This window comes from Paenibacillus sp. EKM10P (assembly GCF_011800655.1).
GTDB classification, from domain to species: domain Bacteria; phylum Bacillota; class Bacilli; order Paenibacillales; family Paenibacillaceae; genus Paenibacillus; species Paenibacillus polymyxa.
Genome location: NZ_JAALET010000003.1, coordinates 165,400 through 191,816, shown reverse-complemented (window position 1 = coordinate 191,816; position 26,417 = coordinate 165,400). Strand labels below are relative to the sequence as shown.

Below are 26,417 nucleotides of genomic sequence, written 5' to 3'. Positions count from 1 at the left end.
AACAGATGGTATAACGCATATTTTATATAAACGGGAGTTGTTCTGATTATGGCTTTAAAAGCGGGGATCGTGGGTCTGCCGAACGTGGGCAAATCAACACTGTTTAACGCAATAACGCAGGCGGGAGCGGAATCCGCAAACTATCCATTTTGTACAATTGACCCTAATGTAGGGGTCGTTGAAGTACCGGACGAGCGGCTGGATAAGCTGACTGAACTGGTAGTACCGAACAAAACGGTACCAACGGCTTTTGAATTTGTTGATATTGCAGGACTTGTACGAGGTGCCAGCAAAGGCGAGGGTTTGGGCAACAAGTTTTTGGCTCATATTCGTGAAGTAGATGCCATTGTTCATGTGGTACGCTGCTTTGAAGATGAGAATATTACCCATGTGGACGGCAAAATTGATCCGATCAGCGACATTCAGACGATTAATCTGGAATTGATTCTGGCGGATATCGAAAGTGTAGACAAGCGCATTGAACGTTCCCGCAAAAACATGAAGGGCGGCAACAAGCAGTATGCCCAGGAGGTTGAAGTACTGGAACGGATCAAGGAATCGCTGTATGCTGACAAACCTGCACGTAGCGTAGAATTGTCAGAAGACGAAAAGTTGATTATACGCGACCTTCATTTGCTTACAATGAAGCCTGTATTGTACGCGGCTAATGTCAGCGAAGATGGTGTAACGGAAGCTGACAGCAATCCATATGTGCAAAAGGTACGTGAATTTGCAGTGGCGGAAAATGCTGAAGTGGTACCGATCAGCGCTAAAGTAGAGGCTGAAATTGCTGAGCTGGAAGGCGAAGACAAGGCAATGTTCCTTGAGGAACTGGGGCTGGCTGAATCCGGTCTGAACCGTCTGATCAAAGCAGCTTACCGCTTGTTGGGACTGTATACGTATTTCACAGCAGGTGTGCAGGAAGTACGCGCATGGACTATTCACAAAGGAACAAAAGCACCTGGCGCTGCGGGCGTAATCCACTCGGATTTTGAACGCGGATTTATTCGCGCTGAGGTTGTATCCTATGATGATTTGGTCGCTGCTGGATCTATGAACGGGGCCAAGGAACGTGGTCAGCTTCGTTTGGAAGGCAAGGAATATGTGGTTCAGGACGGAGACGTTATGCATTTCCGTTTTAATGTTTAGGATGCATCTCGGCGTATAGCAAACAGGGTTTATATACAAACATATTAGGTCATTGTATATGTGTTATCCGCATGTACTAACTTACTTAGTCGCTGCCTGTCCCGGGCGGCGACTTTTTATTTGATTCGTATTCCTTTTTCCTGATTAAGAGTTAGATACCAAATCTTTAGCGGAATTTTGTTTATTCGACTTCAATTGATTTGTTGATTTTTGCAAAATCCTAAATTAGCAAGTATTTTATGTAGCTAATTAATCGATTAGTTGTTATAATAAAGAGCTGTAGCCAGTGAATTCAAAGCTGGTTTCATATTAATTTAACTGAAGAGGTGAATCGCTTGTTGGACCGATTGCAATCATTGGCGGACCGCTACGATAAACTGAGCGAACTGCTCTGCGATCCGGATGTGGCGAACGATAGCAAAAAACTTAGAGATTATTCCAAAGAACAGTCTGATTTACAGCCTGCTTATGAAGCATATACCGAATATAAAACTGTCGTTGAGGAGCTGGACGCTGCTAAAGCCATGCAGGCTGAAAAGCTTGACGACGAGATGCGTGAAATGGTCAAAATGGAGATCGAAGAGCTGAGTGCCCGTAAGCGGGAACTGGACGAGAAAATCCGCATTTTGCTGCTGCCGAAGGACCCGAACGATGATAAGAACGTTATTATCGAAATTCGTGGTGCTGCGGGTGGGGACGAGGCTGCACTGTTTGCAGCGGACTTGTACCGGATGTACACTCGTTATGCAGATACACAAGGCTGGCGTGTAGAATTGATGGATGCGAACATGAATGACCTTGGAGGCTTTAAAGAGGTTATTTTCATGATTAACGGACGCGGTGCCTACAGCAAAATGAAATTCGAAAGTGGCGCACACCGTGTACAGCGGATTCCGACAACAGAATCTGGCGGACGTATTCATACGTCTACCTCCACGGTTTCCGTGATGCCTGAGGCAGAGGAAGTAGATATCGAAATTTTAGACAAGGATATCCGCGTGGATACTTTCTGCTCCAGCGGTGCGGGCGGTCAGTCCGTTAATACAACCAAGTCGGCGGTGCGTGTAACGCATATGCCAACAGGTATTGTGGCAACCTGCCAGGACGGCAAATCCCAGAACTCCAACAAGGAGAAGGCGCTGCAAGTTTTGCGTGCCCGTATTTCGGATATGATGCGTCAGGAAGAGGAAGCCAAATATGCAGGCGAGCGTAAGAGCAAAGTAGGTACCGGGGACCGCAGTGAGCGTATACGTACTTACAACTTCCCGCAAAGCCGTGTAACGGATCATCGCATTGGTTTAACCATGCACAAGCTGGACCAGGTGATGAACGGAGAGATCGAAGAAATCGTATCAGCGCTCACGATTGCAGAGCAGGCTGATTTGATGGAACAAGAGGTTTAAGTTTTGGGGAACGAACGCGATTGTGTGTATCGGATGCCGCCGGAACGGAACATGAGTGTCAGAGAAGCCTTAGTTGAGGCTTCTTCTTTTTTAGGAAGTTGCGGCGTGTTGGAGCCGCAGCATAATGCCCGCTTGCTGCTGGAGCATGTGCTTGGGCTGGAAGGTACGAGGTTTTACGCCGCTCTGGGCGATCCGTTCCCTTCCTCCGTTAAGGAGACGTGGGAACGGATCATCGCCCGCAAAGCTGCGGGTGAACCGGCGCAGTATATTATCGGACGGCAGGAATTTTATGGCCGCCCGTTCGCGGTTTCACCGTCGGTGCTGATTCCGCGCCCCGAGACAGAGCTGCTCGTCGAGGCGATACTCCAGCACGGTGACCGGCTGTGGCCGAGCGGTGCTCCGCATGCGCTCGATATCGGCACGGGTAGCGGCGCGATTGCCGTGACGCTGGCGGCTGAGCGGCCGCGCTGGCACGTAGCAGCGGGGGATATTTCTGCTGCTGCGCTCGAAATGGCGTCCCAGAACGCCGCCGCAAACGGCGCAGCCGTAGAATTCCGCGAGGGCGATCTACTGATGCCGTTTGCGGGAACAGCGGTGGACATCCTCGTGTCCAACCCGCCATATATCCCGGCTGCTGACATCGCTGGCTTGCAGCCAGAGGTGCGCGACCATGAGCCGCGAATGGCGCTGGATGGCGGTCCTGACGGGCTTGGCCCGTATCGGGCAATGCTGGAGCAGCTGGGGCTCCTTCAGGCCCCACCCCGGCTAATCGGGTTTGAGCTGGGGATGGGACAGGCCCGAGACGTGGCTGACCTGCTGGAACAGGCAGGTCATTGGAAAAACATTCTAATCATTCCTGACCTTGCGGGGATTGAGCGACATGTCCTAGGCGTCTCGGAGTAATGCTGCATTTTCTTTTTGCGAGTCTTTCCTTTAGAATAAGAGGAGTATGACCGAGAAACGGCTCAGGGGGAAATCATGCTTCAGAAATTGAAAAAAATTGATGGTCCGGTTATTTTTATTCTGGTTTTGCTCATGGCGATTAGTATCATAACGGTATACAGTGCTGGTAGGGGTCCTACGAACTTGGCAGAGCACGGCAACGATTACCAGAAGATGATCGGGTATTATATATTGGGCTTTGTAGCGATCTTGGGTTTAGCGATAGTTGATTTTCGGATATTCATTAAAAAAGCCTTGTATGTATATGGAGGCGGGATATTTCTGCTGATTCTCGGCTTTTTTGGCGGGACGGTTAATAACTCTCAAGGCTTTTTGAAAATTGGTGGCTTAAATCTCCAGCCTGCTGAGGTATTCAAGCTGGTTCTTATCATTTTTTTGGCGTATATGCTGATTAAAAAGCGCAAGAGCAAGCTGTATTTTATTCAGGATGTCCTTCCAGTTGCTCTGGTGAGCTTTGTCCCATTCGCAATGGTCATGGCACAAAATGACTTGGGTAATGCGCTCGGTTACATTGTCATCGTCATTGGTATGCTATGGATTGGTAATGTGAAGGCGTCCCATGCGCTAATCGGATTTATCGTATTTGCAGTCGCCGTTGGTGGCGGGATCAAAGCGTATATTTCGTTTCATGATGAGATTGATTCCTTTATGAAAGGCATTGGACGTAGTCACTGGGTAGAGCGTTTAGACCCTTGGCTGGTACCAGAAGAAGCGACTGCGAAGGCATCTTATCATACGAAAAATGCCAAACTGGCCATAGCTTCTGGCGGTATGATGGGCAAGGGCTTTTTGCAAGGAACCTCGGTACAGTCCGGACGTGTTCCCTATACCTATGCGGATTCTATTTTTGTAGTTGTAGCAGAGGAGTTTGGGTTTGTAGGCTCATCCATTCTGCTATTGCTATATTTTATTTTGATTCATCGAATGATCCTGATTTCGCTGGAATGCCGGGATCGAGCTGGACCATATATTATTGTCGGGATTGTGTCCATGTTGCTGTATCAGATTTTTGAGAACATTGGTGCGTTTCTGGGCATTATGCCACTTACGGGGATTACGCTCCCGTTCATAAGCTATGGCGGTACCTCGTTGCTTATTAACATGGCTAGTATTGGCTTAGTTATGAGCATTAAGGTGCATGGTCAGGAGCTAGAGGATGACCTGCCGCAGCCTTCCAGAGTAAGCTTGACGAAGGCGAAAAAAGCCTAGTACAGGTGGGTTGTGGCTAAATATTGATAGTTATTTGTACGAGTTGAAACGGTGCAACAAAAGAGTCCAGATTGTGAAATCTGGGCTTTTTTATATTCCTAGGTGACGATCTAGCTTGCAATAGCCTGAATTATTTTACGAGATTCATAGGTTTAGGACTCTCCCAAACCGGACAGACTGATAGACATGATAGAGTTTGGGTTTGGGGGGACGAAGATGGGAAGTTGGATAAGGCAAGCTGCAATGATACTCTTTTGTATTTCAATATTAATGATGTCTTGGGAAGGTCAAAAAACAGATGCAGCTATGACCACGGGGGCAAGAGGAACTTTAGCATCTGGAGTGGCCACCACAGGGTTGAAAGTAATTCCGCACGATTCCATTCGACTGCGCATTTTGGCTAATTCAGATCGTCCGGAGGATCAGTTGGTTAAGCGCGAAATACGGGATGCCATTGTGCAGCAGATGAATGCGTGGGTGGGTGAGCTGGACAATCCACAAAGCCTAAATCAAGCCAGAGTGTTGATTGACGAACATTTACCTGAAATTGATCGCTTGGTAGGTGAAGAACTGGCTCTTCGCGGTATAGCGTATGATCATCAGGTGGAGCTGGCAAGTGTACCTTTTCCGACGAAAATGTACGGTGGTCTTGTCTACCCGGCAGGGAATTATGAGGCGCTTCGGGTTACACTGGGGCAAGGGAAAGGGCAAAATTGGTGGTGTGTGCTGTTCCCGCCGTTGTGCTTTATTGATGCAGGCAGTGGTGAAGCAGCAGCACAAACTGTATCGGCAAAAACAAGTCATGAAGACAATCGAACGAACGCCGCTGACAAGGAGCCGGAAGTACGTTTTTTCCTGTGGGATGCCCTTACGGGTCTGTTGAACTGGGTGAGTGGCTTGTTTGCTTAAATGTTTCGTCAGTGCTATGGAAAAGAGAACAACGAGTGTAAGTTTCCCCATATGTTATAATGGAACTTACGATAGATATACAGAGGACAGAGCCAATTCGAACTGATTTGTTAAAGTAGGTTTTTTGGGGATCAGGGCCATGAAATGGCCTGTATGACAATAAGATATGGGATGATCTGATATGAGTGATAAAGTGAATCAAATGCATGACATGCACGTAGGTTTTGTGAAAAAAGAGATAGCAGAGCAGGAGCAGGCGTTACAGCCTTCTCATACACACTGGTGGGATGTAAGATGTCTGGTTCCTGTAGAGAGCACGACTGTATCTGCTACCTCGTCTTTTGAGGTGGAAAAAGTGGATTCTGTTGGTTCTGTGAACAACACTGACGGGGATGGTTCTGACGAACTTTCAGCTGGACAGGCTCTGATCGCAGCGGAAAAGGGCATACGCGAGGCCGCCGTACTTCTCCAGGCTGGAGAGACGGTAGCCTTCCCTACGGAAACCGTGTACGGACTGGGGGCCGATGCACGCAGCACTAAAGCGGTGGAGGCGGTATTTGCTGCCAAAGGTCGTCCTTCCGATAACCCGCTCATTGTACATATTTCCGATGCTGCTCAATTAAAAGGCATGGTAGCGGAAATTAACGATACATCCCGAGCGCTGATGAATGCATTTTGGCCAGGACCGCTGACCCTCGTATTGCCGGTAGTGCCGCAGGCACTGTCATCGCGTGTGACAGCAGGCTTGGACACGGTCGGTGTGCGCATGCCGGATCATCCAATCGCGCTGCGCTTGATCACGGAAGCCGGTTGTCCGCTCGCTGCACCAAGCGCCAACCGCTCGGGAAGACCCAGTCCGACTCTAGCACAGCATGTGCTGGAGGACCTGGAGGGTCGCATCGGCGGTATTTTGGACGGAGGTCCCACGGGGGTGGGACTGGAGTCCACGGTAGTGCAAGTGGGTGACGACGGAACCGTCACCATTCTGCGCCCTGGCGGCGTGACGGCTGAACAGCTCGCTGCGGTTGCTCGTGCCGTCGTACTGGACCCGGCGTTGGCTGCCACAGCCGGGCGGGATGTCGACAGCCTGGCGCCGCGCTCGCCGGGCATGAAGTATACGCACTACGCGCCGCGAGGCCGCTTGAGCGTGGTACAAGGCCCGTCGCCTGTTGAAGTGACGGGCTGGATTCGCGACGCGCTGGCGGAGGCTGCCGCGCGCGGGGAGCGCACGGCGGTGCTCGCGTTCGACGACCATGCCGCCGGCTACGCCGGAGAACGGGTCTACACGCTGGGCAAGCTGGACGCGCTCCATGAGGCGGCGCAGCGCCTGTACGGCGTGCTGCGCCGCTGCGATGAGGACGGCGTCACCTACATTTTGGCGGAAGCCTGCCCGCCGAAGGGATTGGGAGACGCCGTCATGAATCGACTGCTTAAAGCGGCAGGTCATCGAATTATCCGATTGTAGCTTCTGTAAAGAATGGAGTCTCTTATTTTAATTCCTCCTCTCTCCTCGTCTCTGTTTTGGGTATTTTCAGTACCTGCTTGTACTGATTTGCCCCTTGTCCGCATAACGTGTACAAGAACAGACGGATAATGGAGGGATGGAGTATGCTGGCAGCCTCTGCCGATGCTGGGCAGGTTGTAACGATTCTGATCATGGCGGTAGCGCTAGGGATGGATGCGCTGTCGCTGGGCGTAGGGATCGGTATGAAGGGGATACGCCTGCGAGACGTGCTGCGCATCAGCATTGTGATTGGTTTTTTTCACATCCTGATGCCGTTGCTGGGAATGTTCACAGGCCATTATATGAGTTCTTTATTAGGCCATGTGACGACCTATTTCGCAGGGGGATTACTCATCCTTTTGGGCGGGCATATGGTGTACAATTCCTTCAAGGGAGACGGCGTACACGTATTGGATCATCGGTCGCCTTTGGGTCTTTTGCTATTTGCACTTGGGGTGAGCATTGACTCATTTTCTGTGGGAGTGTCCCTGGGGATGTTCCAGAGTGACCTGGTGCTGACTGTTCTGGCCTTTGGTTTTTGCGGGGGAGCGATGGCGATGCTGGGGCTGTTACTGGGGCGCAAGGTCAGCCGCAATCTGGGGGATTATGGAGAAGCGGTGGGCGGTGCCGTTTTGCTGGCATTCGGCTTTATGTTTATGTTTTGATTTTAACGTAGACAGTGTAAAATAAATACAGGATTTGAGTAATCCTCTGTTTATATATTTTTTCAACATACGGGGGGTGAAGACGTTGAAGAATATCTTATTTGTATGCACAGGGAACACCTGTCGCAGTCCAATGGCTGAGGGGATGCTGCGTAAGTTGGCTGCTGAGCATGGACTGGAACTAGAAGTGCGTTCCGCTGGAGTAGCTGCGATGGACGGGGCGTCGATATCCCGGCATGCAGAGGCGGTTCTACGTGATCACGATATATCCGATCAGATCACTTCAACCCCTTTAAGCGACGGACTTGCCGAGTGGGCACATCTGATCTTAACCTTGACGCAAGGACATAAACAGCATGTCATTCAACGGTTTCCACAAACGGCGGGCAAAGTATTTACGCTGAAGGAGTATGTGGAGGACCGGGACGCAGTGCTGAAGGACGTACAGGAATTAGACGGCTTGTATGCTTCACAGCAGTTGATGGCTTCACTTGGACAAGAGCTATCAGCGCAGGAACGTGAGCGAATGATTGAATTACATCAACGGATTCCGGGCTTCGATATCTCAGATCCGTTTGGCGGTTCGCGGGAGGACTACGATGTCACAGCTGCGGAAATCCGTGTAGCTTTGCATAAGTTGCTGGACAAGCTAAAGGGATCTTCCGAATAAAGTCGGTACCATTCCTCTATTTTGTACGGAATCTGTTGATTTTCGACAGTTAATCCGTTAAGATAAGGTGGAAAAATGAGAATCCGATGTAACTGGCGACAAAAGTGGGATTAACCACGATGGAGCATCGGATATACGGCCGGTCGCCTGGGCAAAAGAGCAATTCCACATAGGTGTGGACTGCTCTTTTTTCGTATACGAGCTACAGCAGATCTTCTGTTGCCTTCTTGTTCTTCCATTTTTTCTGCTCGAAATCTGAAACATCGGCTATAATATAGTCAGATTGTGATCAGGAGAGAGTGTGTTGAACTTGGGGCATGGGACCATGCCTAGTCTCTGAGAGGCTGTTCAACCAAAGGAGGTTCCAATGGTAGAACAATTGGATCATGAGATTTCACTCGAAGCACAGACCGCTTCTGTCGTGCGGGAAATTGCAGAAGTGGCCAGTCTTAAAGCTGGTCGCCTGCTGGTTATTGGCGCAAGCACGAGTGAAGTGGCTGGAAGTCGGATCGGCACAGCAGGAGCGCTGGATGTGGCTCAGCAAGTGTTGTCTGGAGTAGAATCCGTTCGCAGAGAGTATGGCTTTGATGTGGCGTTTCAATGCTGTGAGCACTTGAACCGAGCACTGGTCGTTGAACGTTCTCTACTGGAGCGATTAGGCCTGATGGAGGTTGCGGCTGTTCCTGTTCGTACAGCAGGGGGCTCTATGGCTACCGTTGCCTATCGCTCTATGGACGATGCGTGTCTGGCGGCGAATGTGCAGGCTCATGCCGGGATAGACATCGGCGAAACGCTGATTGGCATGCATTTGCGCCCGATTGCCGTTCCGTTTCGCCCAAGCCTTCGCTGGATTGGTGAAGCACGTGTGACGGCTGCGTTCACTCGTCCTCCACTTATTGGCGGACAACGGGCAGTGTACAGTCTGGAACAAGAAGCCGGTGGAAACTGCGATTAGCATTTGGCATGTCGGCATGTTTGTACTGATCTTTTTTGCATTGATGAAGAGGTACCCAACAGAGGAGCAGGCATTTGCTTGTATACCCAACAATTTGACCATGGAGAGGGAGTAATCAATCATGATGGAACATCTGCGTAAAAGTGACCCGGCAGTGATGGAAGCAATGGGGCTTGAACTGAAACGGCAACGCCACAATATCGAGCTGATCGCATCTGAGAATATCGTCAGTGAAGCAGTAATGGAAGCCATGGGCTCCGTGCTTACCAATAAATATGCTGAAGGTTATCCGAACAAACGCTACTATGGTGGCTGTGAGCATGTAGATATCGTCGAAGATATTGCACGTGACCGTGCGAAAGAACTATTTGGCGCCGAGCATGCGAACGTGCAGCCTCACTCTGGAGCGCAGGCTAACATGGCGGTATATCTGGCAGCTCTTCAACCTGGAGATACTGTACTGGGTATGAATCTGGCGCATGGCGGCCACTTAACACACGGAAGCCCGGTTAATGCCTCTGGTTTGTTGTATAACTTTGCTGCTTACGGTGTACGTGAAGACAACTTCCGCATCGACTACGATGAAGTGCGCAAAGCAGCCTTCAAGCACCGCCCTCGTCTGATCGTAGCTGGTGCAAGTGCATATCCGCGTACTATCGATTTTGAAGCCTTTGCTTCCATTGCTAATGATGTAGGTGCTTTATTCATGGTGGATATGGCACATATCGCAGGTCTCGTGGCAGCAGGGATTCACCCTAGTCCAGTTCCTCATGCCCAATTTGTGACAACAACGACACACAAAACGCTGCGTGGTCCGCGTGGGGGCCTAATTCTGACTCGCAAAGCGTGGGCGCAAGCGATTGATAAAGCTATCTTCCCTGGTACTCAAGGAGGACCACTGATGCACGTGATCGCGTCCAAAGCAGTTGCTTTGGGTGAAGCGCTCCAGCCATCATTCAAAACCTATGCGCAAAACGTAGTTCGCAACGCACAGGTGCTGGCTGAAACACTGCTGGCAGAGGGAATCAACATTGTATCCGGTGGTACGGATAATCACCTGATGCTGTTGGATACTCGCAATTTGAATATTACAGGTAAAGAAGCGGAGCATGTATTGGATTCCGTGGGTATCACGGTCAACAAAAATGCCATTCCTTTCGACCCAACGAGTCCGTTCGTTACCAGCGGCATCCGTATTGGTACACCTGCTGCAACTTCTCGTGGTATGGATGAAGAAGCTATGGTTAAAATTGGTAAAATTATTGCGGATACTCTTAAAAATCCAAAAGATGATACTGTATTGTCCAAAGCAAGCCAAGCGGTTGGCGAGTTGACAGACAAGTTCCCGATCTATCCAGGAACACAATACTAATTCATCGCCATTCCTTTTAATCTTTATATGATAAGGCTGTTTTCCTTTCGTTAGCGAAGGGAGAACAGCCTTTTTTAGATTCCAGACGACTCGAAACTTACGTTTTTGGGTAATAAGCGATTAAAGTAAGGATTTATGCGCATTTTCCTTCATGATCTACGACAAAGGAGTGATTGCATTGAGCCAAAGAAAATCCGCGCAATTATTGCAGCAGCTCATATTTGTAGGACCGATGGCGTTGTTTTTCGTCTTAATTATGGTCATTCCGTTCCTGTTGGGGCTATATTATTCCATGACGAACTGGGATGGCGTATCTGAACATGTCCGATGGCTCGGACTAGGGAATTACATTCATATTTTTAAAGATGATCCGGACTTCCGTAATGCATTTTGGTTTACGGTCCGCTTTACCGTATGTGGTGTCATTCTAACTAACCTGGTGGGCTTTTTCCTGGCCTATGCGCTTACAAAGCCGTTGCGTACCCGCAATGCACTGCGAACTGTATTTTTTATGCCTAATATGATCGGCGGCTTGCTGCTCGGCTTCATCTGGCAATTTATATTTGTACGCGGCTTTTCGGCGGTGGGAGAGGCCACAGGGCTTTCTTTTTTCAAACTGCCGTGGTTAGGTGATGGGCCGACTGCATTTTGGGGAACTGTCATTGTGTTTGTTTGGCAATACGCAGGTTATCTCATGGTTATTTACATATCCTCTCTAAATAATGTCCCGCATGCTCTTATTGAATCAGCCCAAATTGATGGTGCGAGCCGAAGACAGGTTTTGCGTCATATCGTGGTGCCGCTTATTATGCCAGCAGTGACCGTCTGCTTGTTCCTGGCGATATCCTGGTCCTTTAAAGTATTTGAGCTGAATTTGGCTTTGACAAAGGGTGGACCATTCAAGGCGACAGAGTCTGTAGCGTTGGACATATATAATGAAGCGTTTACAAATAATCGACTTGGATTGGGGACTGCTAAGGCTATGATTTTCTTTGTGGTCGTTGCGATCATTACCAGCATTCAGGTGCGTCTCACGAAGAAAAAGGAGGTCGAAATGTAATGGAAAAAACATCGAACTATCGTTTAAGCACATGGGTAGCTGAAATATTGCTTATTGTGGTTGGGTTGATCTTTCTAGTACCGTTCTATTTTTTGCTCGTAAACTCGGTTAAATCTTTTGGAGACATTTTGGCTCATTCCGCTTCGTGGCCGACGACCTTCCGTTTTGAAAATTTTGCTAACGCCTGGAATAAAATAAACTTTCCCACAGCACTGGGGAATTCACTGATCGTCACCATCGTCAGCAATGCGCTTTTGCTGCTGATCAGCTCGATGGCCGCCTACCAAATGGTTCGGCATGATACTCTTTTTAATCGGTTCCTGTTCGGTTTACTTGTGGCTGCGATGGTCGTACCTTTTCAATCGATTATGTTGCCGCTTATGGAAGTGTCCAACGTATTGAGCCTGAACAACAGCATACCAGGACTGATTTTGTGCTATCTGGGTTTTGGAGCACCTTTATCAGTTTTTCTGTTTCATGGTTTTATTAAAACGGTGCCTATTGAGGTTGAGCAAGCGGCGAGAGTAGATGGTTCCTCTCGTTACGGGGTGTTCTTTCGCATCGTTTGTCCACTGTTGCTCCCGATGTTCGTGACCGTACTTATTTTGAATACGTTATGGATTTGGAATGATTATCTGCTGCCTTCGCTCATTTTGAATGATCCTGAGCTGCGTACGATTCCGATTGCGACCTATATGCTGTTTGGTCAATATACCAAGCAATGGGACTTGGCGTTGCCCGCACTGGTGCTCGGAATCACGCCAATCGTTGTGTTTTTTCTGGTGATGCAAAAATACATCGTTTCTGGCATTGCGGCCGGAGCGGTTAAAGGCTGATGGGAGGGTTATCGGATGAAAAAGACAGTGCTGCTTGTCATCTCCCTGATGTTGCTGCTTACGTGTATGCTTGCAGGTTGTGGTAATACAAAGGCTCAACAGAGTGGGACCAAAACGATACACATTTATCAATTCAAAGTGGAGATTTCGGAACCGTTGAACAAACTGAAGGCTGAGTATGAAAGAACGCACCCTGGTATCAAGCTGGATATTCAATCTGTCGGTGGGGGTACGGACTACGGTGCTTCGTTGAAGGCTAAATTCGCCTCAGGCGACCAGCCGGACATTTTCACGAATGAGGGTTACCAGGATCGCGATACGTGGTTTGAGTATCTGGAGGATTTGTCGGATCAGCCATGGGTGAAGGACCTGGACGATTTCGCCCGTAAGCCGATGACGGTTAACGGTAAGATTTATGGACAGCCTATGAACCTGGAGGGACTTGGTTTTGTTTATAATAAGGATTTGTTCAAAAAAGCGGGTATAACCAAATTGCCTCAGACGTTAGATGAATTGGAGCAAGCAGCCAAGCGACTGAAAGCAGCAGGGATTATCCCTTTTGCTAACGGCTATGCAGAATGGTGGGTTCTGGGAAACCATTTTATCAATATCCCCTTTGCCAGACAGCCGAACCCGGAGAGTTACGTTGCGGATTTAAACCAAGGAACTGCTCGCATTCCTGGTAACCCCGTGTTCGATCAGTGGGTGAAGTTGCTTGACCTGACTTTAAAATATGGAAACCCCAATCCGCTCACGACGGACTACAATACACAAGTGACACTGTTTTCAACAGGCAAGGCCGCTATGATGCACCAGGGGAACTGGACGCAGCCGCAAATAGATGGAATTAATCCTAACTTGAATTTGGGTATCCTTCCTACGCCTATAGACAATAATTCTTCCACTGGAGACAAACTGGCTGTGGGAGTGGCCTCGAACTGGGTTGTCAACAAAAACTCGCCTGTGAAGCAGGAGGCAAAGGAATTTCTCAACTGGCTGGTCACATCAGAAACAGGCAAGCATTATATTACCAAGGAGTTTAAGTTCGTTCCTGCTTTCAAAAGTATCACGTCCAGTGACGAGACCACAGGTGATTTGGGTGCGGAAATATCACGGCACGTGAAGGAAGGCAAGATATGGAGCTGGAACTTCCAGAGATTTCCGAAGGGGCTAAATCAGGATTTAAGCAGTAGTATGCAAGCCTATATCGCAGGCGTTATTACGAAGGATGAAATGCTTCAGCAATTTCAGGGAGCGTGGGACAATCTGAAGTATAGATAAAGAATATATGCGTGGGATAGCAGAGGTTATATCTCAGGCAGGAAGTTTAGAACTGGTAGGCTTTGACGGTCAAGGACCGTCAGAGCCTTTTTATTGATTTCATATGACAAAAGTCACACGTAAATGGGCCTTGCCAAGTATTTTGCCTATCATATCTTTCCCTTGACAAAAGGTTGCAGTGGCAGGTGTTAAATCAATCAAGGGAATGTTATAATAAACAGGATTTACAGGCACGCATTGCATCTGTGCTTATTTGGTTTGTACAAATAGGTTACATAGATCCTTTCGAATCAGGATGTTCGATATGCTGGTGCGGAAGAACGTGACGATAATACCGGAGGGAATATATTATGGCAAAACTGGTGGTTTGCGATCACCCTTTGATCCAACACAAACTTACATTTATCCGCGATGTGCGGACCAACACGAAAGATTTCCGTGAACTGGTTGATGAAGTAGCAACTTTGATGGCTTATGAAATTACAAGAGATATTCCGCTGGAGAGCATTACGGTACAGACTCCAGTTGCTGAAACTGAAGGTAAAGTGATTTCTGGTCGTATGTTGGGCCTTATCCCGATTTTGCGTGCAGGCCTGGGTATGCTGGATGGTGTCGTAAAGCTTTTGCCTGCTGCAAAAGTAGGACATGTGGGGTTGTTCCGTGATCCTGAGACATTGCAACCCGTAGAATATTATACGAAGCTGCCTACGGATGTAACTGAACGTGAATTGATCGTAATTGATCCGATGCTCGCAACGGGCGGATCGGCGATCGCAGCGATTGATGTGTTGAAAAAAAGAGGCTGTACTCAAATTAAAATGATGAATCTGATTGCCGCTCCTGAAGGAGTGAAAGCTGTGCAGGATGCGCATCCTGATGTAGACATTTATGTCGCTGCACTGGACGAGCGTTTGGATGATCATGGTTACATCATTCCGGGTCTCGGAGATGCTGGAGACCGTTTGTACGGGACTAAGTAGACTGCTTTTAGCGGTTCGGCACAATCTTTGGACGCTAAGACAGATCATCTATCTGAATCACGGAAGATCTGGGAAGCAGACGTTTATTATGAAAAGGGGTTCAACGGAAAATGTCTAAAATTAAAGTGATGACCATTTTCGGTGTGCGTCCGGAAGCGATTAAGATGGCTCCTCTCATTTTGGAGCTTCAGCGCCATCCGGAGCATATCGAGTCCGTAGTATGCGTAACAGCTCAACATCGCCAGATGCTTGATCAGGTTCTGGAAGTTTTTAATATCCACCCTGACTATGATCTGGATGTAATGAAGGATCGCCAGACACTCAATGAAATCTCCATACGTGTACTTCAAGGTCTGGAACCCGTATTGCGTGAAGCCAAGCCTGATATCGTGTTGGTTCACGGCGATACGCTGACGACTTTCTTGGCTAGCTATGCAGCCTTTATGCAGCAAATTGAAGTAGGGCATGTGGAAGCAGGTTTGCGGACATGGAACAAGCTTTCTCCATATCCTGAGGAAATGAATCGTCAGCTCACAGGTGTGCTGTCCGATCTGCATTTTTCGCCTACTTCTTTATCGGCTGGAAATTTGCGGAAGGAAAATAAACCTGAATCGCGAATATATGTAACAGGCAATACAGTAACTGACGTGTTTCAGTATACAGTTCGCCAGGACTACGAGCATCCGGTACTGGACTGGGCTCAGGGCAAGCGCCTGATTCTCATGACAGCACATCGCCGGGAGTCCCAAGGGGAACCGCATCGTCAGATTTTTAACGCGGTTAAGCGGATCGCAGACGAATTTGAGGATATTGCTATTGTGTACCCAGTTCACCCGAGCCCGGCTGTGAAGGAACCTGCATTTGAAATTTTGGGCAACCATCCGCGTATTAAGTTGATTGATCCGCTGGATGTAGTGGACCTGCACAATTTTTATCCGCACACACATCTGATTCTTACGGATTCCGGTGGTCTTCAGGAAGAAGCGCCTTCGTTCGGAGTACCTGTCCTGGTGCTGCGTGATACGACCGAAAGACCGGAAGGAATTGAAGCGGGTACCTTGGAACTGGTGGGTACAAGTGAAGAGAACGTGTACAATCGGACCAAGGCTCTTTTGACAGATTCCGCGTTGTATGAGTCTATGAGTCAGGCAGCGAATCCTTACGGTGATGGACAGGCATCTGTAAGAATTGTCAATGCGATTTTGCACCATTATGGTGTTCAAACAGAACGTCCTGAAGAATTTCACACAATGTTCACAAAAGGCGTCCGTTCGTAATAATTAATCTTTACAAGGTAAGCATACAGTTAAACTGTACGGTTACCAAGGGATACAGCATTTTTAGATGCTTTGTCGACTGATTTTTATACTTTAGGGCGCTAAAATATCTCAATTGACAAAGCATCTTATATTTAAGTAAAATGGACTGGAATTGCAGGGGTGACATGAGAAAAGTGGTCAAACCTTCCAAGCAAAACAACAACCGAAACAACACCGGAAATGCCTTTAAGGCTATAGGACTGGTGAGCGCGATCGGCATTGATTTGACGATATGCACACTGGGTGGTTTCTATGCCGGAAAATGGCTTGATACCAAACTTGGTGGCTCCGGAATTTGGATTGGCGTAAGCGTTCTCGCAGGCTTGGTTGTAGGCGCATTAAGTATTGCCCTTGTGATCGGAAAGGTATTGAGGGATAACCATGAATGAGATGACCCGTATGCAAAAAATGTTATGGATCGTGGCGCTTGGTATTATGGCTCTGTGTTTCCTGGTCTCCGCCTTCATGCCCCAACATCGTGACATTGCTCACGGAATCATTCTGGGAACGGGAGTAAGCTGTCTAAATGTGCTGTATATGGCCTACAAAATTCGACAGGTTGCGAGTGCGGCCGCCGGTGAAAGAAAGAAGAGAGTGTTTGGTATTGGCTTTGGCGTTCGATTAGGGACCTCAATTTTGGCAGTGGTGCTGGCTATAGAATTCCCGGCCTATTTCCATGAGATCGCTGTAATGGCAAGCTTGGTGACCGGACAATTCCTTCTGTTAATTATAGGCATCATATTCGCGCTTCAGGAAAAATGATAGCTCAACTGAGAAAGGGGTGAGAAAACATGTTGCATGAATCACCGATTATCCAATTGGGCGGGTTTAACATTGACTTGTCCGTCATTATTATGCTGGTTGTGACCTGCGCGATTGTATTTGGACTGGCATTTGCTGCAACGCGCAATTTGTCTGTGGACAATCCGAGCAAGTTGCAAAATTTTATGGAATGGGTCGTAGAATTCGTTCAAGGACTGATTTCCAGCACGATGGATTTGAAAAAAGGGAAGCCATTCCTCTCCTTGGGGATGACGCTGATCATGTTCATTTTCGTGGGCAATATGCTGGGTTTACCGTTCGGCATTGTGACTGAATTCGATAATGTGCAAAGTGCCCAAGTATTTGGACATGAAATCATTCCAGTCAAAGAAGCATTAGAACAAGCACAGGCGTCTCACCCGGGCGAAGCTGCCCATGTAGGTATCAGCTGGTGGAAATCACCTACCGCAGATGCAGGGGTATCCATTGGACTGGCATTGATGATCTTTGTCCTGGTTCATTTCCTGGGGATCTTCCGTAATACCAAAGCTTACTTCAAGCATTACGTTCAGCCATTTCCGTTCTTTTTGCCAATTAACTTGATTGAGCAGTTCTCAAAACTATTGACACACGGTATGCGTCTATTCGGTAATATTTTTGCCGGCGAAGTTTTGATTAGTGTTCTGCTGAAAATGACAGCACTTGGTGTGGGAGGTATGGTTGCTTCCGTATTGGGACTCGTAGTCTGGCAGGGATTCAGTATTTTTGTCGGCAGTATCCAAGCGTTCGTCTTTACGATTCTAACGTTTGTATATATTTCGCAGTCCATTGACACGCATGAAGAAGAGCATTAGACAAGCACGTTTTCCGGTTTTTAGTTAAGTTCAGGAGTACGCTTCGCGCTTAACTGCAAATACATGTAAAACACAAATACACATCACTAAGGAGGATTTTTTAAAATGGGAGTTTGGGCATATATCGCAGCTGCAATCGCAGTAGGTTTGGGCGCTTTGGGCGCAGGTATTGGTAACGGTCTGATCGTAAGTAAAACAGTTGAAGGTATTGCTCGTCAGCCTGAAGCTAAAGCAACATTGCAAACGGTAATGTTTATCGGTGTAGGTCTGGTCGAAGCCCTGCCAATCATCGGGGTCGTTCTGGCATTCATTTTCTACGCAGGTGCTTAATTGAATGGAAGCAAGGTTTGGCGGGGAAGGCACAGCCATCCGCGCCTTCTTTGTTCGTTTGAACATGAAAGACCCAGAACCGACGTTCACCGGAAAGGAGTGACTTCAATTGAGTTTAAATTGGACAAGTATCGTTTTCACTATCATTGCATTTTTGATCTTGTACTGGTTACTGACGCGCTATGCATTTGGCCCTCTCTTTTCCGTTATGGAAAAGCGGCGTCAACTCGTGTTACAGCAAATGAATGAGGCGGCACAAACACGTGAACAGGCTGTTGCTTATGTTGAGGAGCAAAAGCAGGCTCTCCAGCAGGCGCGTAAGGAAGCCTACGATATTATAGAGCAGTCAAAACAAACAGGTAACAAGCAAGCGGAACAAATTATTATTCAGGCCAAAGACGAAGCTGTCCGCCTGAAAGACGAAGCTGTTCGTGAAATCACAAGCGAGCGTAATAAGGCAGTTGCCGAATTGCGCAGCGAAGTGGGTAAAGCTTCGGTACAAATTGCTTCCAAACTGATTCAAAAGGAAATTAAGGAAGACCAAGTCCAGGGAGAGCTTGTCGACCAATACCTTAAAGAGGTAGGAGGCAAAGCATGAGCCGAGATACGGTAGTTGCCAAACGGTATGCGAAAGCTTTGTATGAAGTAGCAGAGCAGGAGCAAACCATTATGGAAACCGAACAGGAGCTACGTGCTTTTGTAGAAGCTGTATCGGGGGATGCTGAAATCCGTAAATTCATTAATTCTCCTAACATTACGGAAGCAGTCAAGCTTCAGGTTCTGGCTAGCAATTTTGAAGGCAAGTTGTCTGCGTCGCTGATTAACACGATTAAGCTGCTGATTCAGCGCAGTAGAGCAGATTTGTTCGAATCTCTCCTGGCCGGATATCTCGATATTCAGGAGTACAAGCTGGGGATTGCCCATGCTAAGGTGTATTCGACTTATGCTTTAAGTGATCAGGAAAAAACAGCGGTAGCCGAGGAATTCGGAACCCGTGAACATAAAACAATCCGTGTGGAAAATATAGTGGACCCGAGTCTGCTGGGCGGATTGAAAGTGGTTATCGGCGATACACTGTACGACGGCAGTCTGGCCGGCAAGCTGGATCGTCTCGAGAAATCCTTTAACAGACGAGTATAGAAGATAGGGGTGAACACACTTGAGTATCAAACCTGAGGAAATCAGTTCATTGATTAAAAGTCAGATTGAACAATATAAAAATGATATCGAGGTCGTTGAAGTCGGCACTGTTGTTGAAGTCGGCGACGGTATTGCCCGCGTCTACGGACTGGAAAAAGTTATGGCCGGTGAATTGGTCGAATTCGACACTGGCGTATTGGGCTTGGCGCTCAATGTGGAAGAGAGCAATGTCGGTGTTGTTATTTTGGGTCAATTCTCCGACATTCGCGAAGGTGGTCAAGTAAAACGTACAGGTCAGATCATGCAAGTCCCTGTAGGCGAAGCAATGATCGGACGTGTAGTTAACCCGCTGGGACAACCGGTAGACGGTAAAGGACCGATTGCTACAACAGAATTCCGTCCGGTTGAAAGTCAGGCTCCAGGCGTTATGGCCCGTAAATCGGTACATGAGCCTATGCAGACAGGGATTAAAGCTATTGATGCGATGGTTCCGATTGGTCGTGGTCAACGTGAGCTGATTATCGGTGACCGTCAAACAGGTAAAACTTCTATCGCAATCGATGCTATTTTGAACCAAAAAGGCAACGGCATGAAATGTATTTATGTTGCTATTGGTCAAAAACAATCCACGGTTGCTCAAGTTGTTGAAACATTGCGTCGTCATGGTGCGCTGGAATACACGATTGTCGTTACGGCATCTGCTTCCGAACCATCACCATTGCTGTACATTGCTCCTTACTCTGGCTGTGCCATGGGTGAGTACTTTATGTACAAAGGCGAGCACGTCCTCGTTGTTTATGATGACTTGACTAAACAAGCGTCTGCTTACCGGGAACTTTCCCTGTTGCTGCGTCGTCCACCGGGTCGTGAAGCATATCCGGGTGACGTTTTCTACCTGCACTCTCGCTTGCTGGAACGTGCAGCGAAGCTGAATGATGAGTTGGGTGGCGGATCACTTACCGCATTGCCGTTCATCGAGACACAGGCTTCCGACGTTTCTGCGTATATTCCAACTAACGTTATTTCCATCACGGATGGACAGATCTTCCTGGAAGCTGACTTGTTCTATGCAGGGCAACGTCCGGCGATCAACGTAGGTATTTCCGTATCTCGTGTAGGTGGCTCCGCTCAGATTAAAGCGATGAAAAAGGTTGCAGGTTCCCTGCGTCTGGATCTCGCTCAATATCGTGAGCTTCAAGCGTTCTCCCAATTCGGGTCCGACTTGGATAAATCCACTAAAGCCCGTCTCGATCGCGGTGCACGCATGATGGAAATTTTGAAACAAGGTGTTAACCAACCGCTTGCTGTAGAGCAACAAGTAGTGAGCTTGTATACTGCTGTAAAAGGCTTCCTCGATGATATTCCTGTAGCGGATGTAAAACGTTTTGAAAAAGACTTCCTGTCTTTCATGGAGTCCGATCATCAGGATGTGCTTCAATCTATCCGCGACACGAAAGACTTGGTTGCTGATAATGAAGCAGCTTTGAAGGCAGCTATCGAGAAATTCAAAAAATCATTCGCCACGTCGGTTTAATACATTGGAATTTGCCTGTTTATGATGAAAGATGTCCTAAGGAAGCGTACCCTCTGGGTTGTGGCTTCCTTGGCATGTTTTACCCTCACTAACAGGCCCTTTAACATATGTCCGGCTGGATTTGAATCTTACGAAGTTAGCTTTGGCTTTGTCAAAGCTTGAAGGTGGTGAAATCATGGCAAAAGGTATGCGCGAGATTAAACGTCAGATTAAAAGTGTGCAGAGTACGAAGCAGATCACGAAAGCAATGGAAATGGTCGCTGCATCCAAGCTGAGAAAAGCTCAGGAAAAAGCGGAATCGGCTCGTCCTTACTCGGAAAAGCTTAAAGAAGTTGTGAGTAGCATTGCTTCTGGAGCGAATAACATCAAGCATCCAATGCTAGAGACGCGTCCAGTTAAAAAGACGGCTTATCTCATCATTACATCTGATCGTGGTCTGGCTGGTGGTTATAACGCCAATATTTTGCGACAGGTTACGCAGACGATTGCTGAACGTCACCGTTCACAGGATGAATTTATGATTTTCATCATTGGGCGAAAAGGACGGGATTATTTCAGACGTCGTGAATTTCCTATCGCTGAATCGGTAACAGATCTGTCAGATACACCTGCATTTGCAGATATCAAAACGATTGCTAGCAAGGCAGTACAAGGCTTTGAACTTAAAGAATTTGATGAGCTTTATCTATGCTATAACCGCTTTGTCAACGCATTGACTCAAATTCCAACAGTTGATCGTTTGTTACCGATGGCAACACCGGATTCTGCTACGACTTCATCCTCAATTAACTATGAGTATGAACCTTCACCAGAAGGTGTGCTTGAAGTATTGCTACCGCGTTACGCGGAAACGCTCATTTACGGCGCTTTGCTGGATGGTAAAGCAAGTGAGCTGGGAGCGAAGATGACGGCAATGGGATCAGCTACGAAGAATGCTACCAAGTTGATTGGAGAGCTTTCCTTAACCTATAACCGTGCTCGTCAAGCGGCTATTACCCAGGAAATTACGGAAATTGTCGCAGGGGCTAACGCTCAGTCTTAATGCGACTTCTTGCGACTGTTTTATAACAGGGTCTACACTATTATGATAAATTGCGGGCGCAAAACAAATCAGAATGGTTCGGATTTGCGGCTGTGCAAGCTTGTAGGAGGGAAACCAAAAGATGAACAAAGGACGCGTAGTGAGCATCATGGGTCCGGTTGTCGACGTTGAGTTTGAACGTGGGCAGCTTCCGGAAATTCTGAATGCCATTCATATTGGGACTGTGCTGGAGAGCGGAGTCAAAATTGATCTGACGCTCGAAGCTTCAAAACATCTAGGTGACAACCGTGTGCGTTGTATTGCCATGTCTTCCACAGATGGTTTGGTTCGTGGAGCTGAAGCAATAGATCTGGGAGCGCCTATCTCGGTACCTGTCGGCGAAGCTACTCTTGGACGTGTATTTAACGTGCTTGGAACGCCAATTGATAATGGTGCTGATATGAGTGAAACGGCTAGAAATCCGATTCACCGTCAAGCGCCTTCTTTCGAAGAACTGACAACTCAAGCAGAGATGCTCGAAACTGGTATTAAGGTTATCGACTTGCTGGCTCCTTATGCCAAAGGTGGTAAAGTCGGATTGTTTGGTGGTGCTGGTGTAGGTAAAACCGTAACCATTCAAGAATTGATTAACAATATCGCTCAGGAGCATGGTGGTATTTCTGTATTCGCAGGTGTAGGTGAACGTACACGTGAAGGAAATGACTTGTACCATGAAATGAGAGATTCCGGCGTTATCAACAAAACAGCGATGGTGTTTGGACAAATGAACGAGCCTCCGGGTGCGCGTTTGCGTGTTGCCCTCACAGGTCTGACGATGGCTGAGTATTTCCGTGATCAAGAAGGCCGTGACGTGTTGCTCTTTATTGATAACATTTTCCGCTTTACCCAAGCAGGTTCTGAGGTTTCTGCCCTGTTGGGACGTATGCCTTCCGCAGTAGGTTACCAGCCTACGCTGGCAACTGAGATGGGTCAATTGCAAGAACGGATTACTTCTACTAAAAAAGGTTCGGTTACTTCCATTCAGGCAATCTACGTGCCTGCGGATGACTACACTGACCCGGCTCCTGCTACGACGTTTGCCCATTTGGATGCTACAACAAACCTGGAACGTAAAATTTCCGAAATGGGTATTTACCCAGCGGTTGATCCACTCGCATCAAGCTCCCGTATTTTGGCTCCAGACGTTGTGGGTGAAGAGCATTATAATGTAGCGCAAGGGGTAAAACAAATTTTGGCCCGCTACAATGAGCTTCAGGATATTATTGCGATCCTGGGTATGGACGAGTTGAGTGAAGAAGATAAAATGCTGGTAGCACGTGCCCGTAAAATCCAGCGTTTCCTTTCACAACCTTTCCATGTTGCCGAAGCATTTAACGGCTTCCCGGGTAAATATGTGCCGGTTAAAGAAACTGTACGAAGCTTCAAAGAAATTTTGGAGGGCAAGTATGACCACCTTCCAGAAGCGGCCTTCCTTTTTGTAGGAGCCATCGAAGAAGCAGTTGAAAAAGCTAAAACGTTGTAAACATACAGGCAGAGAATAGCCGAGCCTTACGAAGTGAGCTGTCTGTGGACAGCTTCCAGGAGGGATTCAAGTGAGCACGTATTTACTAGAGATTGTGACGCCGGAGCGCCTGGTCTATACGGAACAGGTAAACAGCATCAGTGTTCGCGGCTCGGAAGGCGATCTTGGGATTTTACCAGGACACCTTCCCTTGGTCACTCCCTTGAAGATTGCACCGATACGTATTAAAATCGGTGGTCAAACTGAAGTGATCGCTGTCAATGGGGGCTTTGTTGAAGTCCGCAAAGATAAAGTGGTCATTTTGGCTGAGAGTGCGGAACGTTCCGAAGATATTGATGTGGAGCGTGCCCGTGCGGCAAGGGAGCGGGCAGAACTGCGGCTCCAGAGCAAGCAGGAACAGATAGATCATCATCGGGCAGAAGTCGCTCTGCAACGGGCGCTTAACCGATTGAATGCTACAAGTATCAGAACCAATAAGAATTAATATTGGATTTTGAGTGGAATTTTAAAAGGGTTCGGCATAGTATACGGATGGAATGACAAAGAGACCACTTCATAACTTCTGCCCAAGAATGCCTGCAGAAGGTAAGTGACGCCTTTGCTTCCTTCGATCACTGTGATCGAGCCCTTTTTTAGCTGTCTTTTCCAAAAATATAGTCCTATTTCTTGTTTGATGGCTAGGTATTTAGTACCTTTTAAATTCGCGAAACAGAAGTGATTATTCACATTTTGTCGAAATAAATGTACTGGAAACAGAAATAGCACTGGCATATTAGGCGCTCGCCGAGTATTATAAAGAAGTCTGTGACGCAGATGGGAGGAATTACGGATGAACGGGAAGCAGCAGTTGGCTGAACAGTTAAGTCAATCGGCGAGTATGACCGCGCTGATCTCCATGATCGTATCGCTCGTCTGTATAGCGTTAGCTTGGTGGGCTTTGCAAAGCTTAAAGCTGGATTTGTTAATCCGGCAACCCAAAGGACCGCAGGGCAGATTGCTGCACTTGTTTCTTGCTATAATTTTGGGACAGTTGGTTTCTGGTTTCTTGTTGAACTACATCTCTTGGAGCCAGATGCTCTAGAATTTGTTTTAACATGAAGTAGGCGGGTTATATGATTTTATGACTGTGGATGTTGCAGGAATTGTCGAATAACATCGTGCCATATTGTTAACAATGGTAAACAAAAGAACCATACATGTATAACTGGCTCAATCAGTTAGAACGCAATGGTCGTCAAGTACAAAAAAACGCTTGTATACTTGTTTAAATCAGTGGTATGATGGCAGTTAGGGTATTAGTAAAATCTTGTTTTTTTATGTAATGAAAAAGCAAGGCATGAAAATAGCGGAATATGTTCTTTTTTTCAAAAATGGAAAAGAGAAATGACGCGCGGAGGGAACCATAGATGAGCAAATTTATCGTCCGCGGTGGCAACAGATTGACCGGGAGTGTCAAAGTCAGCGGAGCCAAAAACTCAGTTCTGCCGATCATCGCCGCTTCTCTGTTAGGAGAAGAAGGAGAAAGTGTTATTATGGATGCACCTCCTCTAGACGATGTGATGACCATTAACAAAGTGCTGGAGTCCTTAGGAGCAGGCGTTACATACCAAGACGAGGTCATTCGTGTTGACGCGCGGAAGATAATTTCCTGTGAAGCCCCTTACGAGTGGGTTAGGAAAATGCGCGCATCATTTTTGGTTATGGGGCCATTGCTTACACGTTTGGGACGTACAAGAATCTCGCTTCCAGGCGGATGCGCAATTGGAACAAGACCTATTGATCAGCATTTGAAGGGGTTCGAAGCGTTGGGCGCCGAGATAAGCTTGGGCCAGGGCTTTATTGAAGCTAAAAGTAACGGTCGTCTGCGCGGAGCTAAAGTTTATTTGGATGTAGCCAGCGTAGGAGCAACCGAGAATATTATGATGGCCGCTACTCTTGCTGAGGGCGTAACTACCATTGAGAATGCTGCTAAGGAACCTGAGATCGTTGATCTCGCCAACTTCCTGAATGGCATGGGAGCCAAAGTACGCGGTGCAGGCACAGGCGTAATTCGTATAGAAGGCGTCGAGAAGCTGCATGGTGTAAAACATACGGTCATTCCCGACCGGGTAGAAGCAGGTACTTATATGGTTGCTGCTGCGATCACAGGCGGGAACGTATATGTAGAAGGCGCGATATCCGATCATTTGGGACCGGTTATATCCAAGATGGAAGAAATGGGTGTAACGATTCAACCCGATGAAAATGGTATTCGTGTCATTGCGGATAAGCCGCTAAAGGCCGTTGATGTTAAAACGCTGCCTTATCCTGGGTTTCCGACCGATATGCAGTCTCAGATGATGGCACTTCAACTTGCCGCTGAAGGAACGAGCATCATTACGGAAACTGTGTTTGAAAATCGTTTCATGCATGTGGATGAATTTCATCTCATGAATGCGGAAATTAAGGTCGAAGGTCGTTCGGCGATTGTAACTGGCAATGCTAAGCTGACGGGTGCGAAAGTAACCTCGACAGATTTGCGTGCAGGAGCTGCGTTAATTCTGACCGGACTTATTGCAGAAGGTACAACGGAGGTATCTGGCGTTCATCACATCGATCGTGGTTACGTTCATTTGGCTGAGAAACTGACTGGATTGGGAGCGGATATTTACAGAGTGACTGTAGATGAATCCAAACTTGATCATTCGGCCAGCACAGAGCGCGTTGTGGCAGAAGAAACGTCAGGGAATCTGTTCAAGAAGATTCAACCTTCCCTCGCCTAACCTTTAACGTATTGGCATAGGTATTAACTTGAACCATTAGAACCAAGTCCGAAAGGACTTGGTTTTTTTGTGTTTTTGCTGCCTGTCTTTTTCATTCTTTCAGTTCTCTCAAAACGGTTCTATCAAAGTGGACGACCTCATATGATTGAGAATATCTGCTGGAGTATATGTGTACTTTAGCCGGACACTTAACCCT

The 26,417-nt window shown here is 47.5% G+C and carries 27 protein-coding genes and 1 riboswitch; all 27 genes read left to right on the top strand.

Translation table 11 applies throughout. From position 1 onward, the window contains the following. Nucleotides 1-48: 48 nt before the first annotated feature. The gene (gene ychF, locus HFE01_RS10220) at nt 49-1,149 is read left to right on the top strand and encodes a redox-regulated ATPase YchF (RefSeq protein ID WP_013373455.1); all 1,101 of its coding nucleotides are present in this window, start codon (nt 49-51) and stop codon (nt 1,147-1,149) included. Between the two features lie 335 nt (nt 1,150-1,484). Then, nucleotides 1,485-2,552 carry a peptide chain release factor 1 gene (prfA, locus tag HFE01_RS10215; RefSeq protein ID WP_013373454.1) on the top strand — a complete coding sequence of 356 codons (1,068 nt, stop codon included), beginning with the start codon at nt 1,485-1,487 and terminating at the stop codon, nt 2,550-2,552. 3 nt (nt 2,553-2,555) lie between these two features. Then, nucleotides 2,556-3,455, top strand: a complete 900-nt coding sequence (gene prmC, locus HFE01_RS10210; protein ID WP_107733813.1) for a peptide chain release factor N(5)-glutamine methyltransferase — start codon at nt 2,556-2,558, stop codon at nt 3,453-3,455. A gap of 75 nt (nt 3,456-3,530) precedes the next feature. After that, nucleotides 3,531-4,724, top strand: coding sequence for an FtsW/RodA/SpoVE family cell cycle protein (locus tag HFE01_RS10205; RefSeq protein WP_013373452.1), 1,194 nt, complete (start codon nt 3,531-3,533; stop codon nt 4,722-4,724). A gap of 216 nt (nt 4,725-4,940) precedes the next feature. Next, complete coding sequence (spoIIR, locus tag HFE01_RS10200; protein WP_167437856.1) at nt 4,941-5,633, top strand: stage II sporulation protein R; 693 nt, start codon at nt 4,941-4,943, stop codon at nt 5,631-5,633. A 181-nt stretch (nt 5,634-5,814) separates the two neighbouring features. Then, on the top strand, nt 5,815-7,098 hold the full coding sequence (locus HFE01_RS10195) for an L-threonylcarbamoyladenylate synthase (protein ID WP_107733815.1): 1,284 nt from the start codon (nt 5,815-5,817) through the stop codon (nt 7,096-7,098). 143 nt (nt 7,099-7,241) lie between these two features. Further along, nucleotides 7,242-7,802, top strand: coding sequence for a manganese efflux pump MntP (locus tag HFE01_RS10190; protein ID WP_016822873.1), 561 nt, complete (start codon nt 7,242-7,244; stop codon nt 7,800-7,802). 85 nt (nt 7,803-7,887) lie between these two features. Continuing rightward, a complete protein-coding gene (locus tag HFE01_RS10185; protein ID WP_016822874.1) occupies nt 7,888-8,472 on the top strand; it encodes a low molecular weight protein arginine phosphatase in 585 nt (194 codons plus the stop codon). A 78-nt stretch (nt 8,473-8,550) separates the two neighbouring features. Further along, nucleotides 8,551-8,632, top strand: a riboswitch (ZMP/ZTP riboswitch). A 207-nt stretch (nt 8,633-8,839) separates the two neighbouring features. Then, entirely contained in the window at nt 8,840-9,427 is a 588-nt protein-coding gene (locus HFE01_RS10180) for a TIGR01440 family protein (RefSeq protein ID WP_016822875.1), read from the top strand. Nucleotides 9,428-9,548: 121 nt separating this feature from the next. Further along, a complete protein-coding gene (locus HFE01_RS10175) occupies nt 9,549-10,799 on the top strand; it encodes a serine hydroxymethyltransferase (protein WP_016324828.1) in 1,251 nt (416 codons plus the stop codon). A 178-nt stretch (nt 10,800-10,977) separates the two neighbouring features. After that, a complete protein-coding gene (locus tag HFE01_RS10170; RefSeq protein ID WP_019688821.1) occupies nt 10,978-11,859 on the top strand; it encodes a carbohydrate ABC transporter permease in 882 nt (293 codons plus the stop codon). Beyond that, the gene (locus tag HFE01_RS10165; protein ID WP_107733816.1) at nt 11,859-12,695 is read left to right on the top strand and encodes a carbohydrate ABC transporter permease; all 837 of its coding nucleotides are present in this window, start codon (nt 11,859-11,861) and stop codon (nt 12,693-12,695) included. Before HFE01_RS10170 ends, HFE01_RS10165 begins: the two co-directional genes overlap by 1 nt. A 15-nt stretch (nt 12,696-12,710) precedes the next feature. Further along, the gene (locus HFE01_RS10160; protein WP_107733817.1) at nt 12,711-13,976 is read left to right on the top strand and encodes an ABC transporter substrate-binding protein; all 1,266 of its coding nucleotides are present in this window, start codon (nt 12,711-12,713) and stop codon (nt 13,974-13,976) included. A 350-nt stretch (nt 13,977-14,326) separates the two neighbouring features. After that, nucleotides 14,327-14,956, top strand: coding sequence for a uracil phosphoribosyltransferase (gene upp / locus HFE01_RS10155; protein ID WP_013312332.1), 630 nt, complete (start codon nt 14,327-14,329; stop codon nt 14,954-14,956). Nucleotides 14,957-15,066: 110 nt separating this feature from the next. Beyond that, nucleotides 15,067-16,233, top strand: coding sequence for a non-hydrolyzing UDP-N-acetylglucosamine 2-epimerase (gene wecB / locus HFE01_RS10150; protein ID WP_016822881.1), 1,167 nt, complete (start codon nt 15,067-15,069; stop codon nt 16,231-16,233). 167 nt (nt 16,234-16,400) lie between these two features. Further along, the gene (locus HFE01_RS10145) at nt 16,401-16,664 is read left to right on the top strand and encodes an AtpZ/AtpI family protein (protein ID WP_016822882.1); all 264 of its coding nucleotides are present in this window, start codon (nt 16,401-16,403) and stop codon (nt 16,662-16,664) included. Then, complete coding sequence (locus HFE01_RS10140) at nt 16,657-17,037, top strand: ATP synthase subunit I (RefSeq protein ID WP_013312329.1); 381 nt, start codon at nt 16,657-16,659, stop codon at nt 17,035-17,037. Before HFE01_RS10145 ends, HFE01_RS10140 begins: the two co-directional genes overlap by 8 nt. Before the next feature lie 29 nt (nt 17,038-17,066). Then, nucleotides 17,067-17,891 (top strand): F0F1 ATP synthase subunit A, encoded by an 825-nt coding sequence (gene atpB, locus HFE01_RS10135; protein ID WP_016822883.1) that lies wholly within the window; start codon nt 17,067-17,069, stop codon nt 17,889-17,891. 105 nt (nt 17,892-17,996) lie between these two features. Continuing rightward, a complete protein-coding gene (gene atpE / locus HFE01_RS10130) occupies nt 17,997-18,221 on the top strand; it encodes a F0F1 ATP synthase subunit C (protein WP_007432750.1) in 225 nt (74 codons plus the stop codon). Between the two features lie 109 nt (nt 18,222-18,330). Then, nucleotides 18,331-18,819 carry a F0F1 ATP synthase subunit B gene (gene atpF / locus HFE01_RS10125; protein WP_013373436.1) on the top strand — a complete coding sequence of 163 codons (489 nt, stop codon included), beginning with the start codon at nt 18,331-18,333 and terminating at the stop codon, nt 18,817-18,819. Continuing rightward, a complete protein-coding gene (locus HFE01_RS10120; protein WP_016822885.1) occupies nt 18,816-19,361 on the top strand; it encodes a F0F1 ATP synthase subunit delta in 546 nt (181 codons plus the stop codon). Before atpF ends, HFE01_RS10120 begins: the two co-directional genes overlap by 4 nt. 19 nt (nt 19,362-19,380) lie before the next feature. Next, nucleotides 19,381-20,895 (top strand): F0F1 ATP synthase subunit alpha, encoded by a 1,515-nt coding sequence (gene atpA, locus HFE01_RS10115; protein ID WP_016822886.1) that lies wholly within the window; start codon nt 19,381-19,383, stop codon nt 20,893-20,895. A 175-nt stretch (nt 20,896-21,070) separates the two neighbouring features. Next, nucleotides 21,071-21,937 (top strand): ATP synthase F1 subunit gamma, encoded by an 867-nt coding sequence (gene atpG, locus HFE01_RS10110; RefSeq protein ID WP_025366011.1) that lies wholly within the window; start codon nt 21,071-21,073, stop codon nt 21,935-21,937. Between the two features lie 121 nt (nt 21,938-22,058). Continuing rightward, on the top strand, nt 22,059-23,459 hold the full coding sequence (gene atpD, locus HFE01_RS10105; protein WP_016822888.1) for a F0F1 ATP synthase subunit beta: 1,401 nt from the start codon (nt 22,059-22,061) through the stop codon (nt 23,457-23,459). 70 nt (nt 23,460-23,529) lie between these two features. Next, nucleotides 23,530-23,943, top strand: a complete 414-nt coding sequence (locus tag HFE01_RS10100) for a F0F1 ATP synthase subunit epsilon (RefSeq protein WP_016822889.1) — start codon at nt 23,530-23,532, stop codon at nt 23,941-23,943. Between the two features lie 345 nt (nt 23,944-24,288). Further along, a complete protein-coding gene (locus HFE01_RS10090; RefSeq protein WP_016822891.1) occupies nt 24,289-24,540 on the top strand; it encodes a DUF1146 family protein in 252 nt (83 codons plus the stop codon). Nucleotides 24,541-24,865: 325 nt separating this feature from the next. Further along, nucleotides 24,866-26,221 (top strand): UDP-N-acetylglucosamine 1-carboxyvinyltransferase, encoded by a 1,356-nt coding sequence (gene murA / locus HFE01_RS10085; RefSeq protein WP_017427134.1) that lies wholly within the window; start codon nt 24,866-24,868, stop codon nt 26,219-26,221. Nucleotides 26,222-26,417: the final 196 nt, after the last annotated feature.

What these genes read in the sequence shown, in the direction of transcription:
- ychF (WP_013373455.1), top strand. Translation starts at nt 49, where the DNA reads ATGGCTTTAAAAGCGGGGATCGTGGGTCTGCCGAACGTGGGCAAATCA.
- HFE01_RS10205 (WP_013373452.1), top strand. Translation starts at nt 3,531, where the DNA reads ATGCTTCAGAAATTGAAAAAAATTGATGGTCCGGTTATTTTTATTCTG.
- spoIIR (WP_167437856.1), top strand. Translation starts at nt 4,941, where the DNA reads ATGGGAAGTTGGATAAGGCAAGCTGCAATGATACTCTTTTGTATTTCA.
- HFE01_RS10195 (WP_107733815.1), top strand. Translation starts at nt 5,815, where the DNA reads ATGAGTGATAAAGTGAATCAAATGCATGACATGCACGTAGGTTTTGTG.
- HFE01_RS10190 (WP_016822873.1), top strand. Translation starts at nt 7,242, where the DNA reads ATGCTGGCAGCCTCTGCCGATGCTGGGCAGGTTGTAACGATTCTGATC.
- HFE01_RS10180 (WP_016822875.1), top strand. Translation starts at nt 8,840, where the DNA reads ATGGTAGAACAATTGGATCATGAGATTTCACTCGAAGCACAGACCGCT.
- HFE01_RS10175 (WP_016324828.1), top strand. Translation starts at nt 9,549, where the DNA reads ATGATGGAACATCTGCGTAAAAGTGACCCGGCAGTGATGGAAGCAATG.
- HFE01_RS10165 (WP_107733816.1), top strand. Translation starts at nt 11,859, where the DNA reads ATGGAAAAAACATCGAACTATCGTTTAAGCACATGGGTAGCTGAAATA.
- HFE01_RS10160 (WP_107733817.1), top strand. Translation starts at nt 12,711, where the DNA reads ATGAAAAAGACAGTGCTGCTTGTCATCTCCCTGATGTTGCTGCTTACG.
- upp (WP_013312332.1), top strand. Translation starts at nt 14,327, where the DNA reads ATGGCAAAACTGGTGGTTTGCGATCACCCTTTGATCCAACACAAACTT.
- wecB (WP_016822881.1), top strand. Translation starts at nt 15,067, where the DNA reads ATGTCTAAAATTAAAGTGATGACCATTTTCGGTGTGCGTCCGGAAGCG.
- HFE01_RS10145 (WP_016822882.1), top strand. Translation starts at nt 16,401, where the DNA reads ATGAGAAAAGTGGTCAAACCTTCCAAGCAAAACAACAACCGAAACAAC.
- HFE01_RS10140 (WP_013312329.1), top strand. Translation starts at nt 16,657, where the DNA reads ATGAATGAGATGACCCGTATGCAAAAAATGTTATGGATCGTGGCGCTT.
- atpB (WP_016822883.1), top strand. Translation starts at nt 17,067, where the DNA reads ATGTTGCATGAATCACCGATTATCCAATTGGGCGGGTTTAACATTGAC.
- atpE (WP_007432750.1), top strand. Translation starts at nt 17,997, where the DNA reads ATGGGAGTTTGGGCATATATCGCAGCTGCAATCGCAGTAGGTTTGGGC.
- HFE01_RS10120 (WP_016822885.1), top strand. Translation starts at nt 18,816, where the DNA reads ATGAGCCGAGATACGGTAGTTGCCAAACGGTATGCGAAAGCTTTGTAT.
- atpG (WP_025366011.1), top strand. Translation starts at nt 21,071, where the DNA reads ATGGCAAAAGGTATGCGCGAGATTAAACGTCAGATTAAAAGTGTGCAG.
- atpD (WP_016822888.1), top strand. Translation starts at nt 22,059, where the DNA reads ATGAACAAAGGACGCGTAGTGAGCATCATGGGTCCGGTTGTCGACGTT.
- HFE01_RS10090 (WP_016822891.1), top strand. Translation starts at nt 24,289, where the DNA reads ATGAACGGGAAGCAGCAGTTGGCTGAACAGTTAAGTCAATCGGCGAGT.
- murA (WP_017427134.1), top strand. Translation starts at nt 24,866, where the DNA reads ATGAGCAAATTTATCGTCCGCGGTGGCAACAGATTGACCGGGAGTGTC.